The 15,293-nt window shown below is 42.3% G+C and carries 14 protein-coding genes and 1 pseudogene; 13 read left to right on the forward strand and 2 right to left on the reverse strand.

Going from position 1 to position 15,293, the window contains the following annotated elements; translation table 11 throughout:
- Positions 1–11 precede the first annotated feature (11 nt).
- Entirely contained in the window at positions 12–1,898 is a 1,887-nt protein-coding gene (mutL, locus tag Q5C82_RS04355) for a DNA mismatch repair endonuclease MutL (RefSeq protein WP_003221026.1), read from the forward strand.
- 437 nt (positions 1,899–2,335) lie between these two features.
- The gene (locus tag Q5C82_RS04360; protein ID WP_003221028.1) at positions 2,336–3,088 is read left to right on the forward strand and encodes a CPBP family intramembrane glutamic endopeptidase; all 753 of its coding nucleotides are present in this window, start codon (positions 2,336–2,338) and stop codon (positions 3,086–3,088) included.
- Between the two features lie 16 nt (positions 3,089–3,104).
- Here the strand turns inward: Q5C82_RS04360 and Q5C82_RS04365 are convergent, their stop codons facing one another.
- Entirely contained in the window at positions 3,105–3,560 is a 456-nt protein-coding gene (locus tag Q5C82_RS04365) for a regulatory YrvL family protein (RefSeq protein ID WP_003221031.1), read from the reverse strand.
- Between the two features lie 145 nt (positions 3,561–3,705).
- Positions 3,706–4,263 (reverse strand): hypothetical protein, encoded by a 558-nt coding sequence (locus Q5C82_RS04370; protein WP_003221032.1) that lies wholly within the window; start codon positions 4,261–4,263, stop codon positions 3,706–3,708.
- 120 nt (positions 4,264–4,383) lie between these two features.
- Between Q5C82_RS04370 and Q5C82_RS04375 the strand changes: the two genes are divergently transcribed.
- From Q5C82_RS04375 to Q5C82_RS04425, 11 genes and pseudogenes are all read left to right on the forward strand, one after another.
- Positions 4,384–5,001 (forward strand): TetR/AcrR family transcriptional regulator, encoded by a 618-nt coding sequence (locus Q5C82_RS04375; protein WP_003221034.1) that lies wholly within the window; start codon positions 4,384–4,386, stop codon positions 4,999–5,001.
- A gap of 188 nt (positions 5,002–5,189) precedes the next feature.
- Positions 5,190–5,867, forward strand: a complete 678-nt coding sequence (locus tag Q5C82_RS04380; RefSeq protein ID WP_003221036.1) for an MBL fold metallo-hydrolase — start codon at positions 5,190–5,192, stop codon at positions 5,865–5,867.
- A gap of 106 nt (positions 5,868–5,973) precedes the next feature.
- Positions 5,974–6,248, forward strand: a pseudogene (locus Q5C82_RS04385) (hypothetical protein).
- Positions 6,245–7,111 (forward strand): ACP S-malonyltransferase, encoded by an 867-nt coding sequence (gene fabD, locus Q5C82_RS04390; RefSeq protein ID WP_003221038.1) that lies wholly within the window; start codon positions 6,245–6,247, stop codon positions 7,109–7,111. Before Q5C82_RS04385 ends, fabD (Q5C82_RS04390) begins: the two are co-directional and overlap by 4 nt.
- Before the next feature lie 504 nt (positions 7,112–7,615).
- Positions 7,616–8,590, forward strand: coding sequence for an acyltransferase domain-containing protein (locus Q5C82_RS04395; protein ID WP_003221041.1), 975 nt, complete (start codon positions 7,616–7,618; stop codon positions 8,588–8,590).
- Positions 8,587–10,869, forward strand: coding sequence for an ACP S-malonyltransferase (gene fabD / locus Q5C82_RS04400; protein WP_003221043.1), 2,283 nt, complete (start codon positions 8,587–8,589; stop codon positions 10,867–10,869). Before Q5C82_RS04395 ends, fabD (Q5C82_RS04400) begins: the two co-directional genes overlap by 4 nt.
- Before the next feature lie 86 nt (positions 10,870–10,955).
- Positions 10,956–11,204, forward strand: coding sequence for an acyl carrier protein (locus Q5C82_RS04405; RefSeq protein ID WP_003221045.1), 249 nt, complete (start codon positions 10,956–10,958; stop codon positions 11,202–11,204).
- Positions 11,182–12,429: a beta-ketoacyl synthase N-terminal-like domain-containing protein gene (locus Q5C82_RS04410; protein ID WP_032727210.1), complete on the forward strand. Its 1,248-nt coding sequence runs from the start codon at positions 11,182–11,184 to the stop codon at positions 12,427–12,429. Before Q5C82_RS04405 ends, Q5C82_RS04410 begins: the two co-directional genes overlap by 23 nt.
- Positions 12,430–13,692 (forward strand): polyketide biosynthesis 3-hydroxy-3-methylglutaryl-ACP synthase PksG, encoded by a 1,263-nt coding sequence (gene pksG, locus Q5C82_RS04415; protein ID WP_003221049.1) that lies wholly within the window; start codon positions 12,430–12,432, stop codon positions 13,690–13,692.
- Positions 13,680–14,459 carry an enoyl-CoA hydratase/isomerase gene (locus Q5C82_RS04420; RefSeq protein WP_079996364.1) on the forward strand — a complete coding sequence of 260 codons (780 nt, stop codon included), beginning with the start codon at positions 13,680–13,682 and terminating at the stop codon, positions 14,457–14,459. The genes pksG and Q5C82_RS04420 overlap by 13 nt, the downstream gene beginning before the upstream one ends.
- 39 nt (positions 14,460–14,498) lie before the next feature.
- A complete protein-coding gene (locus tag Q5C82_RS04425; protein WP_003221053.1) occupies positions 14,499–15,248 on the forward strand; it encodes a polyketide synthase in 750 nt (249 codons plus the stop codon).
- The last annotated feature ends 45 nt before the right edge of the window (positions 15,249–15,293 follow it).

Consider the following 15,293-nt stretch of genomic DNA (forward strand, 5'->3'; position numbering starts at 1 on the left):
GGTGATGAATTGTGGCAAAAGTCATCCAGCTGTCAGATGAGCTTTCAAATAAAATAGCGGCGGGCGAGGTTGTGGAGCGGCCCGCCTCAGTCGTCAAGGAATTGGTGGAAAATGCGATTGACGCTGACAGCACAGTCATTGAAATCGATATTGAGGAAGCAGGTCTTGCATCCATTCGGGTACTGGATAACGGCGAAGGAATGGAAAATGAAGATTGTAAGCGTGCTTTCCGCCGCCACGCAACGAGTAAAATAAAAGATGAAAATGATTTATTCAGGGTGAGAACGCTTGGTTTTAGGGGAGAAGCACTGCCGAGTATCGCGTCAGTCTCTCATCTAGAGATTACGACCAGCACCGGTGAAGGAGCAGGGACGAAGCTCGTACTCCAAGGAGGAAACATCATTTCCGAATCGCGTTCCTCAAGCAGGAAGGGAACCGAGATTGTCGTTTCCAATCTGTTTTTTAACACACCGGCCCGCTTGAAATATATGAAAACCGTTCATACAGAGCTTGGGAACATTACAGATGTGGTCAACCGTATTGCACTTGCCCATCCGGAAGTATCGATCCGCCTGCGCCATCATGGGAAAAATCTTCTTCAAACGAACGGGAACGGAGATGTGCGCCATGTACTGGCAGCGATTTATGGCACAGCTGTCGCCAAAAAAATGCTTCCGCTGCATGTGAGCTCTTTGGATTTTGAAGTAAAGGGATATATCGCCCTCCCAGAGATTACACGGGCATCGAGAAACTATATGTCGTCTGTGGTCAATGGCCGTTACATTAAAAATTTCCCGCTCGTCAAAGCGGTTCATGAAGGATATCATACGCTTCTGCCGATCGGACGCCATCCAATTACTTTTATAGAAATTACGATGGACCCGATTTTAGTTGATGTCAACGTGCATCCATCGAAGCTTGAGGTCCGTCTCAGCAAGGAAACAGAGCTTCATGACTTAATTCGTGACGGAATTAAAGATGTGTTTAAACAGCAGCAGCTGATTCCAAGTGCCCAGCTCCCGAAAAGATCAGCACCTGCCATCAAAAATGAGCAGCAGTTTATAACCTTTGATGAAAAGCCTGCTGAAAGAAAAGTTCCGGAAAAAGCGCCTGCACCATCTTATTCACCAATGAAGCTCAGCTCAGTTGTGAAAGAGCCGGTTAATACGGAGGAAGAATTGCCCTCTGCTCAATTTGATGCGCCACCTATTGTTGATCAGGATCAAAGCATTGAAGCGCCTGATGTTTCAGAGGATCAGCCTGGGGCACTTGAGCAGGAACACCATCAAGAAGAACAGCCTGAGCCAACGTCTGAGCGGGTTCCGATTATGTACCCGATCGGCCAGATGCATGGGACTTATATATTGGCACAAAACGAAAACGGCCTGTATATTATTGACCAGCACGCCGCCCAAGAGCGTATTAAATACGAATATTTCCGTGAAAAGGTCGGAGAGGTTGAGCCTGAGGTGCAGGATATGATCGTGCCGCTGACGTTCCACTACTCCACGAACGAGGCGCTGATTATTGAACAGCACAAACAAGAACTCGAAAGCGTCGGTGTCTTTTTAGAGTCATTCGGCTCAAACAGCTACATCGTCCGGTGCCACCCGGCCTGGTTTCCAAAGGGGGAGGAAGCTGAGCTGATTGAAGAAATCATTCAGCAGGTGCTCGACTCCAAAAATATAGATATTAAAAAACTGCGCGAGGAAGCTGCGATTATGATGAGCTGCAAGGGCTCGATCAAAGCAAACCGCCACCTCAGAAATGACGAAATCAAAGCGCTTCTGGATGACCTCCGAAGCACATCAGACCCATTTACATGCCCGCACGGCCGTCCGATCATCATTCACCACTCGACATATGAGATGGAAAAGATGTTTAAACGCGTGATGTAGCGGGATTGGCGAAGGGGAAAATTTATAGGCATTGATCCATTCTTTGAATGGACCAATGCTTTTTTTGTACTCATTTGGTGTAATACATTAAGAATCAGTTGGAAACGTGTAAAACAGTGTTAAGCGTTATACTTTGTAATGGGTTTATGGACATATCTCTTACTACAATAAAAGGTTTACAAATAATTCAAACAAATGTATATTTTAGGTTAAGGAGGTGGGAACATGACATTCGATCCGAATAGAATCATCCTTTTGGATGAGCTTGAGCATGAGATTGAAGGAATTATTTTTGAATGCAGAATTTAAATCAAACCTTCATTGTTTTGCTTCCTGTTTTTTATGAACAGGGAGTTTTGTTTTTCGTTGAGAGAGTTTGGGGCTGTTGTCCGATTTTATAAATGAATAATCTCAAAGTAAAAGGAGGGTGTTTAGTGATGGAGGTGTATTTTTGGGCGTTCATTCTATTTTTATTGATCTACGAACCGATATATGGATACATTGATTTTCAAAAGTTTAAAAGAAACATTAAGGCTGGCGAAAATGGAAATGAGAGAGTGAAGTATTATGTTCGTATAATGATCGGATTATGGGTTCCTACTTTGTTTATTTTAGCTTTAGTGGCTTTTACCGATCTCTCATTCAAACAAATTGGATTCACTATGCCGACAATACATACAGATCCTCTTGGTCCGCTTGCATCCTATCTTTTGCTGGGATTAGGTGTTTTATATGTAATCCTTGTGATGTATTGTATCATCGGTTTCAAGTTTAGTCCGAAGATAAGGAAAGATATAATAAATAAAAAAGCGGAAGAGTTAAAGACTTCGGCTGCCGCGCCCATCCTGCCTGTTTCATTGAATGAGAAAAAGGTTTGGAATTATGTATCCTTAACAGCCGGTGTAACGGAGGAAATCATTTATAGAGGGTTTTTAATATTTGTTCTCGTGTTTTTGTTCCCGCAAGTTTCAATCTGGGTCATCATCCTGCTTGCATCACTTCTTTTTGGAGTAGCTCATACATATCAGGGGCTGTGGCAGGGAGTGATCAGAACTTCACTGGTTGGGGCTTTGTTTTCTGCTTTATATATCATCATTGATTCTATTATTCTACTAATGATTTTACATTTTCTTGTTGATTATTTAGCAAAATTAGACGATGAGAATGATATAAAAGCAAAAACCGCTTGAATCATCATAGGCGGTTTTAAGCAGCTTTCCCAGTTGACCGGTCATCAAAAGCAAGTTCAATGAAAGCCATCAATGCTGATATCACAACAAGAAAGACATCTGGAATATATATAGACTGCATAAAGTAATCTGCAAAACAGATCGTTATGAAATTGCTCACAAAGTACAGTATAAAAGCAAAAAGTGCAGTCTTTTTCAAAGAGAGTGATCTTGCCAAAATCATAGAGACAACCTTTGTGAGTGGGTCTATGATCAAGCCTACAGCAAAACAGACTAAAATAAATAAAACTAATGTTTGATTTGAATCATATGTGAGGCCCAGTATAGAGAATAATCCTTTTAACCCAAAGAAATAGCCGCCTAAGATCACTACAAGTGCAATGGCAACGATGAAAGCGATAGATACAATTTCGATTAATTTTGATCTCAGGCTAAAATCTTTAGAGTGCTCGTTCTGTTCTTTTTGGCTCATGTATGACACTCCCTTCACCTGCTTACTCATACCCTTGAAGGAGCCCAAAAGATCTATAAGTCTGTTTTCTAATGAAAATAGTATAACATATTTTTACAAAACCGAAAAAGGTCCTTTCCACTGGGGAAGGACCTTTTCCATCATGTTAACTCCTGAGATTCGCCGAAGCTTTCTCTTTTTTTGGCCAAATAAAATAGCTGGCTGTAATGAGAAAATCAATGCCTATGATGACAGTCCACAGTTTAAGAATGCCGCTCAATGCCTCGGTTCGGGCAGAATCATTGATAAAATAGATCATCCCTGCTAATAGTCCCGCACCAATAAGGTAGGCTAGCACATGTTTGATCCAGCCTTTCGCATAGTGCTTGGCATGATCCATTCCAAAACGTTTCAGCGGTTTGGCGGCTTTTTTTGTCACATAATATTGAAATTTTTCATCCGCCCATTGAATCATTTGTTTCCCATAGGCGATCGATATCCCGATGTAAACAGCAGCAATCCCGTGGGCAGCAGTCGCTGAGGCTCCGCGGTAAAGGTCCACACCAGTTGCCGCTAATAAGATCAAATCGATAACTGGAGTTAAGGAAAGGAATAGCAGTCCTAATGTATGCTGTTTGAATAGGTAGCGTACAGCAAGCCCTAAAACAATCACAACCCAAAACGCAATTTCACAGAAGACAATCATCCATGCGATACCGTTCAATCCATTCCCCTCTTTTCAATACAGTTGTATTATTTAAATAATATGTTACCACCTTTGTTTTTGCAACACAACTGTATTATAAAAATTGCTCTCTTATTTTTTTCTTGTTACAATAAAGCTATGCCAAAACAAATTGACCATGAGAAAAGAAGAAAAGAAATTGCAGAAGCAACGTGGCGGGTGATTTTAGAACGGGGGATGGAGGGAGCCTCAGCCAGAAACATTGCAAAGGAAGCAGGATTGTCATTAGGTGCGCTGCGCCATTATTTTTCTACTCAGGATGAACTGCTTGTTTTTGCAATGAAACTCGTTCAAGAAAAGGTGATGGCCCGAATTAAGGACATTACAATGAGAGATGTGCCCCCTAAGGAAAAAGTGTTACATATTTTGCTTGAAATTGTCCCAACGAATGAAGAAACGGTTAGAGAGATGGAGGTGTGGTTTGCTTTTACGGTTTACGCCAGACATAAAAAGGATATGTTTGATGCAAATCATGATGGGATTTACAGCGGCATGCGGAATCTGATTGCCTATTTAGATGAATTCGATTTACTGAGGCAGGATGCTGATAAAGATATTGAAGCTGAGAGACTTTACGCGCTTATTGATGGCTTGGCTTTACATGCGATGCTTGACCCTGTGAGAGTGAATAAAGACAGAATCAAACGTGTCATTATGCAGCATGTAGAATCAATTTGCGTAAAAGAAACATATAAGACAGAAGAAAGAAATCCCTAAGATATAGTGCGAAAAAGCTATTCTCGTTGGACATGTTTCCAAAAGAATAGCTTTTATATATAGAAGGAACAAGGATCTCTGATAAAAATGGAAAACAATCATGCTGTTTGGTAAAGTGGAGTGAAAGACGGACTGAGGGTTGAACTTTGCCCATCATTTAAGAACTTTACATGATAGGAATGGTGTAAATGAATCTTACTTATAAGGTACATCCAATTAAAACAAGGTATCAGGGCTGGACGAATTATTGCTATATCATTGAAGATATTGTAAGCAGATCTGCAATTGTCGTTGACCCCTCATGGGAACTGAGTAAAATAACAACTAAACTTTCCGAACTGGAAGTTGAATTAACAGCAATCGCATTGACACACTCGCATTATGATCACGTTAACCTGGTAGAGCCGCTGACGAAGATGTTTAACGTTCAAGTATATATGTCGAAAAAAGAAATTGATTATTATCAATTCAGCTGCCGAAATTTAATTGGCTTGCATGATCATCAAACGATCAGCATAGGCAACACAAGAGCACAATGCCTTCTCACACCGGGGCATACAGCCGGCGGAATGTGTTATTTGTTTTCAGAAAGTATGTTTACTGGAGATACAGTATTTACAGAGGGATGCGGCATATGTGAGGATGATGGCAGTTCTGCTGAAGAGATGTTCAGAAGCATTCAAAGGATTAAGTCGGAGGTTTCTCCTTATGTACGGGTTTATCCTGGTCACTCATTTGGCAAAGCACCTGGCCATACGATAGAGGATCTTTTTCAGTATAATATTTACTTTCAAATTGATAAGAAAGAATATTTTGTGAAATTTCGCACTCGTAAAAACCAAAAAGGTATTTTTGATTTTAAATAAGCCTTATGAATCTATTATCCTATTTTCCTTCGAATATCTAAATGATTGGTCATTTTTAAAATGATTATATAGAACGATTTTATTTATTTCGAACAAGGCTCAGGAGATAAGAAGAAGCGTATTCTCATCATATTCGCGCCCTATACGTGATACAGGTCATTTTTCTTATGTTCTGCTATACCCCCTGATCCTTTATGCCTCAATTGAAAAAAACAGGAAAACAATCGAGTAAAGTGTAGGAAAAATTAACTTGACGGATAATATTTACAGAGGTTACCATCAACATGAACATGCTACTATTTATCCGGTCGTCACTATTTTTTAAAATCATATAGAAGTGAAACACATCTACTAATCGGAAGGGTGGCTTTGAGAGAATGATCACATATGTTTTTCCGGGCCAGGGTTCACAGAAACAGGGAATGGGCAGCGATCTATTCGACGAATTTAAAGAACTGACGGCTCAGGCAGATGAGATCTTAGGATATTCAATCAAACGACTTTGCTTGGAAAATCCTTATTCCAATTTAAACAAAACGCAATTTACCCAGCCGGCGTTATATGTGGTAAACGCATTAAGCTATCTGAAAAAAATCAGGGAAGCAGAAGCTAAGCCTGACTTTGTTGCCGGGCACAGTTTGGGTGAGTACAATGCGTTAATTGCAGCTGGAGCCTTTGATTTTGAGACAGGTTTAAAGCTTGTCAGAAAAAGAGGCGAGCTGATGAGTATGGTGAGCAACGGCGGTATGGCCGCTATTATGGGATTAAATGAAGAGCAGGTTGCAAAGGCTCTGAAAGAATATCATTTACACGATGTTGATATCGCCAATGTGAACGCCCCATATCAAATTGTGATTTCAGGAAAAAAAGATGAGATTGAAAAAGCCGCATCTCTCTTTGAAATGATGACTGAAGTTACAATGGCACTCCCCTTAAACGTAAGCGGCGCGTTTCATTCCAGATACATGAATAAAGCGAAGGAAGAATTCGAGCAGTTCCTTCATACCTTTCATTTTTCGCCTCCGTCTATCCCGGTTATTTCTAATGTGTATGCCAAACCGTATACATACGAATTCATGAAGCAGACGCTGGCTGATCAAATCAATCATTCAGTGAAATGGACTGAGAGCATAAGCTACTTACTGAAAAAAGGCCAAATGGAATTTGAGGAAATAGGACCTGGAAATGTTTTAACAGGGTTAATTCATCGCATAAAGAAAGATGCGGAGCCAATGCCCCGCTAAAACGAATTGTTCCTGAGATCCATGTACCGCATAAACAGGCTAAGGACAGATTTCCTTTTATTAAAGTATAAAGTTTTGGAGATGTAATCGTTCTAAAGACACTGTTTCTGAATGAATAAGTTTATATACTGTTACATAAAGAGGCTGATAAAACATGTCCACACGATATTTGAACTATGTCAGTCAGCCGGCATATCATGATAGACCATCGCTCTCAACTCAAGATGGCCTTCTATTTAACCGCACCCAAATCTTAGAGTCGATGTTCTTTGTTGATCCTGTCATTATGTTATATCAATTTTGAGATATCAACATACACCTAGACCACTTCATAATAGAGCCGCATCCAGAGCACCAAAAGCAATCCTCCTATTAGTTGATTCTTCTTATTTTTTACATTATGTCTTTTCAATTAAATATCACATTTCACTCGCTGCTGTGTATTGTATACATTGAGAGAAATCTAAATAGCTGTCATAAATATAAAAAAAGTAGGTTATGCATATGAATGAACCGCTCGTTTTTATGTTTTCCGGACAAGGTTCCCAGTACTATCATATGGGAAAGGAATTATTTAAGGAAAATATCGTGTTTCGTCAATCGATGCATGAAATGGATGCCATGGCAGCGCGGCGAATCGGAACATCCATTGTTGAAGAAATTTATCATCCGGCTAAACGTGTGTCGGATCCGTTTGACAGCATTCTTTTTTCCCACCCTGCAATCTTTATGGTGGAGTATTCTTTATACAAAGTTTTGGAAGACAGGGGGATCTATCCTGACTACGTATTAGGATCAAGTCTGGGAGAATTCGCATCGGCCGCTGTTTCAGGTGTGTCAGACGCAGAGAATATACTGGATTGCATACTTGAACAGGCTATAGTCATCCAAAAATCTTGCGATAAAGGGAAAATGCTTGCCATTCTTGATAAACCGCAATTACTGAATGATCATCCGCAGCTGTTTGGAAATAGTGAACTCATTTCTATCAATTATGATTCGCACTTCGTCATTTCTGGTGAAGAAGAAAACATAAAGCATATCATGGGGGATTTAAAAGAGAAACAGATTCTTTGCCAGCTGCTGCCTGTGTCTTATGCCTTTCATTCTTCGCTTATTGATCCGGCAGAAAGTGCCTATGCAGAATTTTTAAAATCAATCTCTTTCAAAAACCCATCAATACCGATTGTATCGAGTTTAACGGGAAGCTGCCTTCACGAAATGGACAAGCATTTCTTTTGGAATGCTGTCAGAGAACCAATGAGATTTCGCGAAGCGATTCGATATTTGGAAAGCCAGCATACGTGCCGGTATATCGATTTAGGTCCGTCCGGCACCTTAGCTGCTTTTGTGAAACAGCTGATCCCGGGAGATTCAGCGAACCGCTGCTGCTCGATTATGACACCATTTCATCAGGAGCTGAAAAATCTGAATACGGTTGAGTGTTTCCGTAAACCAGAAAGGAAGTTTACAAGATGATTACATATGTTTTTCCAGGGCAAGGCTCCCAGCAAAAGGGGATGGGACAAGAGTTATTTGAACACTATCAGCATTTGACTGACCAAGCAGATCAAATATTGGGCTATTCAATAGAAAAGCTCTGTACCGAAAAATCCTATTTGGATTTAAACCATACTCAGTACACGCAGCCGGCTTTGTACGTCGTCAATGCACTCAATTATTTGAAGAGAGTGGAGGAGACCGGCAGAAAACCTGATTTTGCGGCCGGTCATAGCTTAGGAGAATACAATGCGCTGTTTGCAGCGGGGGCATTTGATTTTGGAACCGGCTTAAGACTCGTCAAAAAAAGAGGCGAACTGATGGGACGAATTACAGGAGGCGGAATGGCTGCTGTGATCGGTCTGAATAAGGAAGAAGTTACAGCCGTTTTAGAAGAGCACCGACTCCATGACATTGATGTGGCAAATGAAAATACACCCCGGCAAATTGTGATTTCCGGCCAAAAAAAAGAGATTGAAAAAGCCCGAACGGTTTTTGAAAACACCAAGGATGTAAAGCTGTTTCATCCTTTAAACGTAAGCGGAGCTTTTCATTCCAGATATATGAATGAAGCAAAACAGGAGTTTAAGCAATTTATTGACTCATTCCATTTTGGGCCTTTGGCTATCCCGGTTATCTCGAATGTCTATGCAGAGCCGTATCGTCAGGACAGGTTAAAAGAGACGTTATCTGAACAAATGGACAGCACAGTGAAATGGACGGACAGCATACGTTTTCTGATGGGAAGAGGGGAAATGGAGTTTGAAGAGATCGGGCCTGGAACTGTTTTGACCGGCCTCATCCATCGGATTAAAAATGAAGCAGAACCGTTAACCCATGCACCCGAAAAGAAACTTGCTTCAAGTCATCCAGAAACTTCTGACCATCGACCTAATGTTCAAGCTGGGATTACGGCAGAGTCTTTAGGAAGTGATGAGTTTAAACGGGATTATCATCTTACATATGCTTATCTTGCAGGAGGAATGTACCGCGGCATTGCTTCGAAAGAAATGGTAGTAAAGCTGTCAAGAGCGGGAATGATGGGATTCTTTGGCACAGGCGGCCTGAGTCTGAATGAGGTTGAAGATGCCATTCTCACCATTCAAGGGGAGTTAGGGGAAGGACAAGCCTATGGCATCAATCTCGTCCACAATATGAAACATACTGAATCAGAAGAAAAAATGATCGATCTTTTATTAAAGCTTCAAGTGAGAAATGTAGAAGCTTCAGCATTTTTAAGTGTCACTCCAGCATTGGTAAGGTATCGCGCAAAAGGAGTGAAACGAAACCCCAATGGTGAAATTATAAGCTCAAATCGTATCATTGCGAAAATATCACGGCCTGAAGTTGCAGAATCATTTCTGAGCCCTGCGCCTGAGAATATGCTGCAAAAGCTGTTAGGAGAAAATAAAATCACAGTGAGTGAAGCTGAATTATTGCGGCGCATTCCGGTGGCTGACGATATTTGTGTGGAAGCTGATTCAGGCGGTCATACAGATGGCGGTGTGGCATACAGCTTGATGCCTGCGATGACATCATTAAGAGATGAAATGATGAAAAAATATCAATATCCGAAAACAATAAGAGTTGGTGCAGCTGGAGGAATTGGAACGCCTGATGCAGCGGTGGCAGCTTTTATGCTCGGTGCGGATTTTATTGTTACAGGCTCAATCAATCAATGTACGGTTGAGGCGGCAACAAGTGATAAAGTAAAGGATTTGCTTCAGCAGATGAATGTACAAGATACAGCCTATGCGCCTGCGGGTGATATGTTTGAGTCGGGCAGCAAAGTGCAAGTGTTGAAGAAAGGCGTGTTCTTTCCGGCGCGGGCAAGCAAGTTATATGAACTGTACCAGCGATATGGGTCAATACGTGAGCTGGATGCCAAGATGTTGACTCAGCTTGAGGAGAAATACTTCAAACGTAGTATAGAAGACATTTATAAAGATATTACATTGCATTATCCCATGGCAGAAATTGAGAAGGCTGAACGAAATCCGAAGCATAAAATGGCTTTGATTTTCAGGTGGTACTTCAGATACAGCTCCAACTTGGCAATCAGCGGAAGCGAACATTCGAAGGTCGATTATCAAATTCACTGCGGTCCGGCTTTAGGAGCTTTTAATCAATGGGTCAAAGGATCGGAATTAGAAAACTGGCGCAATCGCCATGTGGATGAGATCGGAAAAATATTAATGACAGAAACGGCAGCATTGCTTCATGAACGGACGCAATCAATGTATCAACCTTCGTATTAATCAGAGCAGAAGATTAATAGTTAGAATATTGTGAAAATATACCTATAAAAAGGGCTGAAATGATCCCTTGAAGGAGAGAGCGCGTTATGGATAAACAGAGAATCTTTGAAGTGTTAGTCACCAATATTTGTGAGGTGCTTCCTGAGTTAGATGGACACAGTTTTGCCCCTCAAGATCAGTTAGTTGAGTTAGGAGCTGACTCTGTAGACAGAGCAGAAATTATCACAATGGTGCTTGAGGATCTATCATTAAAAATTCCCCGCATTGAGCTGTCCGGGGTGAAAAACATCGGCGAATTAGCTGAGGTGCTTTATGACAAAGTGCAATCTGTCTGAGGTGGTGGTGACCGGTTTAGGCGTCACTGCCGCCATCGGTCAAGGGAAAGAGGACTTTGCTTCCTCGCTGCTGTCCGGCAGGCATGCCTTTGATGTCTTGAAGCGTCCAGGCAGACAAAAAGACAGCAGGTTTATCGGAGCTGAAATTGCATCATTGTCTTATCCCGACCGCCTTTCTAAAAAATTGTTGCGTAAAGCATCATTTTCCAGCCGTGCTGCATTGGTAACTCTCTCAGAGGCTTGGGAGGAGGCTGAATTAGACGATACAGATTCCGCACGTATCGGACTTGTAGTCGGTGGATCAAATTTTCAGCAGAGAGAAACTTTACAGCTTTATGAAAGTTATCAAGATCGCTCTAGCTTTATTTCGCCGTCGTATGGCTTGTCTTTTATGGATAGCGACCTTTGCGGGCTATGCACAGATCAGTTTGGCATCACGGGCTTAGCTTATACGGTAGGAGGAGCCTCCGCCAGCGGCCAATTAGCAGTCATTCATGCGATTCAGCAAGTCTTATCAGGTGAGGTTGATGTTTGCATAGCACTGGGTGCATTAATGGATCTTTCTTACATGGAATGCGAAGCGCTCAGGGCTTTAGGCGCTATGGGAACGGACAAATATGCTGATGCACCTGAAAAAGCGTGCCGTCCCTTCGATCAGAACAGAGACGGGTTTATTTATGGAGAGTCATGCGGCGCATTGGTGATAGAACGAAAGGAGACGGCTGTACGCCGAGGTGTTAAACCTTATGCAGCATTGTCTGGATGGTCTATCAAACTAGACGGGAACAGGAATCCCGATCCTTCATTAGAAGGAGAGATTCATGTCATCCAGGAGGCGCTGAAGCGTGCAGGTCTTTCACCAGAAGAGATTGATTATATTAATCCCCATGGAACAGGTTCTTATATTGGAGATGAAATTGAATTAAAGGCGCTGCATGCATGCCGGCTTTCTCATGCTTATATAAATGCAACAAAATCGATAACCGGGCACGGGCTTAGTGCTGCGGGCATTGTAGAGATTATTTCTGTTCTGCTGCAAATGAGAGAATTTGCCCTTCACCCGAGCCGGAATTTGGATCATCCGATCGATGATTCCTTTCATTGGGTAAATGAGAAATCGATTTCATACCGCATCAAAAATGCGCTGAGCTTAAGTATGGGGTTTGGCGGAATGAACACCGCGGTTTGTATAAAAAACATTGAGAAATGTGGAGGCGAATCATAAATGGTTTCAGCCGGAATAGAAGCGATGAATGTCTTTGGCGGAACGGCATACCTAGATGTCATGGAACTGGCCAAATACAGACACTTAGATACTGCCAGATTTGAAAATTTATTAATGAAAGAAAAAGCGGTAGCACTGCCTTATGAAGATCCAGTGACCTTTGGAGTCAATGCAGCTAAGCCGATTATTGATGCTTTAACCGAAGCAGAAAAGGACCGGATTGAATTGCTGATCACTTGCTCTGAATCCGGGATTGACTTTGGGAAATCGTTAAGCACATATATCCATGAATATTTAGGACTTAACCGCAACTGCCGTTTGTTTGAGATTAAACAAGCATGTTATTCAGGAACCGCGGGATTTCAGATGGCGGTGAATTTTATATTATCCCAGACTTCTCCGGGTGCCAAAGCACTGGTTATCGCCAGTGATATTTCGCGTTTTTTAATCGCTGAGGGCGGAGACGCTTTAAGTGAAGACTGGTCTTATGCCGAACCGAGCGCCGGAGCGGGAGCGGTGGCTGTTTTGGTAGGGGAAAATCCCGAGGTGTTTCAAATAGATCCAGGAGCAAATGGCTATTACGGCTATGAAGTGATGGATACCTGCCGTCCCATTCCCGACAGTGAAGCGGGAGATTCTGACCTGTCTTTAATGTCATATCTGGATTGCTGCGAACAGGCCTTTCTGGAATACCAAAAACGTGTACCCGGTGCAAGTTATCAGGACACGTTTCAATATCTTGCTTACCATACACCATTTGGCGGGATGGTGAAAGGTGCGCACCGAACAATGATGCGCAAGGTGGCGAAGATGAAAACAGCTGAGATTGAAACGGATTTTTTAAATCGGGTTAAGCCAGGTTTAAACTACTGCCAACGGGTTGGAAATATTATGGGGGCTGCCTTGTTTCTTGCATTGGCCAGCACGATAGACCAAGGGCGGTTTGATTCGCCTAAACGAATCGGCTGTTTTTCTTACGGATCAGGCTGCTGTTCTGAATTTTACAGCGGAATTACAACTCCACAAGGACAGGAACGTCAGCATTCATTTGGCATTGAGAAGCATTTAGATCGCCGATATCAGCTCTCTATGGATGAGTATGAACTGCTGTTTAAGGGGAGCGGGATGGTGCGGTTCGGGACGCGCAATGTAAAGCTAGATTTTGAGATGATACCGGGCATCATGCAGGTTACACAAAAGAAGTCGCGCTTGTTTTTGGAAGAAATTTCTGAGTTTCATCGGAAATACAGGTGGATCTCGTGACCTATCAAACGATAAAGGTCCGCATTCAAGAGTCGGTTTGCTATATCACATTTCACCGCCCTGAAGCGAATAATACGATTAATGACACACTTATTGAAGAATGTTTACAAGTGTTAAACCAATGTGAAACATCATCGGTTACGGTTGTTGTGTTAGAAGGGCTTCCCGAGGTATTTTGCTTTGGCGCGGATTTTCAAGAAATCTATCAGGAAATGAAAAGCGGCAGAAAACAGGCAAGGTCCCAAGAGCCTCTTTATGATTTGTGGCTGAAATTACAGACCGGCTCTTATGTCACGATTTCGCATGTCAGGGGAAAAGTGAATGCCGGCGGCCTTGGATTCGTATCGGCCACAGATATTGCCATTGCTGATGAAACAGCATCATTCAGTCTCTCTGAGCTGTTGTTCGGTCTGTATCCGGCTTGTGTTTTACCGTTTTTGGTCCGCCGGATCGGCTGGCAGAAAGCACATTATATGACACTTATGACAAAGCCGATTTCCGTTCAGGAAGCCAGTGAATGGGGGTTAATAGATGCCTTTGATGCTCAAAGTGAGGTTCTGCTGAGAAAGCATTTATTGCGTTTGCGGAGGCTGAATAAAATGGGAATCGCACGTTATAAACAGTTTATGGGCTCACTTGATCATCAAGTCAGCCGTTCGAAATCCATCGCATTAAATGCAAATCAAGTCATGTTTTCTGATCCTCACAATCAAATGGGAATCATCAGGTATGTTGAAACAGGGCAATTTCCATGGGAGGATCAGTAATCCGAAAAGATGACAATCAGAAACCGTTAGGAGGACATCATGACGCATTCTGTTGTAGAGCTCATCGAAATTGAACCCGCCATTATTCAGGTAAAGATGCATGACCGCACTCATAAAAATGCGTTTTCACAAGAGCTTACAGATGGTTTAATACAAGCGTTTGAATTCATTCGGCAGCAACCCAATTATAAAGCGGTCATTTTGACAGGATATGATAATTATTTTGCTTCAGGAGGAACGCAAGAAGGCCTGCTTCGAATTCAGCAGGGGTTAACTAAGTTCACGGATGACAATCTTTATTCTCTGGCGATGGATTGCGAGATTCCGGTCATTGCGGCCATGCAGGGCCACGGAATTGGAGGCGGCTTTGTCATGGGGCTCTTTGCTGACATTGTCATTCTAAGCAGAGAGAGTGTGTACACGGCTAATTTTATGAAGTACGGATTTACGCCTGGAATGGGCGCTACCTTTATTGTGCCTGAAAAACTGGGATTCAGCCTGGCCCAGGAAATATTGATGAATGCGGGCAGCTATCGCGGAGCTGATCTTGAAAAAAGAGGGGTTCCTTTTAAAGTGCTTCCCCGTGCGGAAGTAGTAGATTATGCGGTGGAGCTGGCACATGAACTGGCGGAAAAGCCGAGAAACTCATTGATTACATTAAAAGATCATTTGGTGGCCCCGCTTCGTGAGCAGCTGCCGCGCGTCATAGAACAGGAATTGAAAATGCATGAGAAAACATTTCATCATGACGAAGTCAAAACGAGAATCAAAGGTTTGTATGGAAATTAACTGAGAATCTACATAAAAATTCGCAGGTGAAATGGGGGCAGCGCG

The organism is uncultured Bacillus sp. (genome assembly GCF_958411575.1).
Lineage (GTDB): Bacteria > Bacillota > Bacilli > Bacillales > Bacillaceae > Bacillus > Bacillus spizizenii.

What these genes read in the sequence shown, in the direction of transcription:
- Q5C82_RS04405 (WP_003221045.1), top strand. Translation starts at nt 10,956, where the DNA reads ATGGATAAACAGAGAATCTTTGAAGTGTTAGTCACCAATATTTGTGAG.
- Q5C82_RS04425 (WP_003221053.1), top strand. Translation starts at nt 14,499, where the DNA reads ATGACGCATTCTGTTGTAGAGCTCATCGAAATTGAACCCGCCATTATT.
- fabD (WP_003221038.1), top strand. Translation starts at nt 6,245, where the DNA reads ATGATCACATATGTTTTTCCGGGCCAGGGTTCACAGAAACAGGGAATG.
- Q5C82_RS04360 (WP_003221028.1), top strand. Translation starts at nt 2,336, where the DNA reads ATGGAGGTGTATTTTTGGGCGTTCATTCTATTTTTATTGATCTACGAA.
- pksG (WP_003221049.1), top strand. Translation starts at nt 12,430, where the DNA reads ATGGTTTCAGCCGGAATAGAAGCGATGAATGTCTTTGGCGGAACGGCA.
- Q5C82_RS04365 (WP_003221031.1), bottom strand. Translation starts at nt 3,560, where the DNA reads ATGAGCCAAAAAGAACAGAACGAGCACTCTAAAGATTTTAGCCTGAGA.
- fabD (WP_003221043.1), top strand. Translation starts at nt 8,587, where the DNA reads ATGATTACATATGTTTTTCCAGGGCAAGGCTCCCAGCAAAAGGGGATG.
- Q5C82_RS04410 (WP_032727210.1), top strand. Translation starts at nt 11,182, where the DNA reads ATGACAAAGTGCAATCTGTCTGAGGTGGTGGTGACCGGTTTAGGCGTC.
- Q5C82_RS04375 (WP_003221034.1), top strand. Translation starts at nt 4,384, where the DNA reads ATGCCAAAACAAATTGACCATGAGAAAAGAAGAAAAGAAATTGCAGAA.
- Q5C82_RS04380 (WP_003221036.1), top strand. Translation starts at nt 5,190, where the DNA reads ATGAATCTTACTTATAAGGTACATCCAATTAAAACAAGGTATCAGGGC.
- Q5C82_RS04395 (WP_003221041.1), top strand. Translation starts at nt 7,616, where the DNA reads ATGAATGAACCGCTCGTTTTTATGTTTTCCGGACAAGGTTCCCAGTAC.